Origin of the sequence: Streptococcus oralis subsp. tigurinus (assembly GCF_002096275.1) — a bacterium.
Lineage (GTDB): Bacteria > Bacillota > Bacilli > Lactobacillales > Streptococcaceae > Streptococcus > Streptococcus oralis_CN.
This window is the reverse complement of sequence record NZ_NCUG01000004.1, coordinates 1-217: the sequence shown is the minus strand read 5'-3', so window position 1 is coordinate 217 and position 217 is coordinate 1. Positions and strand designations below refer to the sequence as shown.

Below are 217 nucleotides of genomic sequence, written 5' to 3'. Positions count from 1 at the left end.
TGCCAACAACTGGACAGCCAGCTTTGAGCAACAGCCAGTCTCTGCGACCCTTGGTGGCGAAGCTCATCAGTACACCGTCAAAGAAGTTGGCGAAATCTTAAACAACATTCAAGTGACAGGCAAGTGGTATGGAGTCGGTTACGCAGGAAGCATGAAAGAAGGCTTCACCATTACCAATAAGGAAAAGACTCCGTGGGCTCCAATGATCCCACCAACC

At 49.8% G+C, this 217-nt stretch carries 1 protein-coding gene; it reads left to right on the top strand.

Annotated elements, in window-relative coordinates:
* Window positions 1-217, top strand: a 217-nt coding sequence (locus B7725_RS00020) for a Cna B-type domain-containing protein (protein ID WP_142357335.1), incomplete at both ends; no start/stop codon positions are given.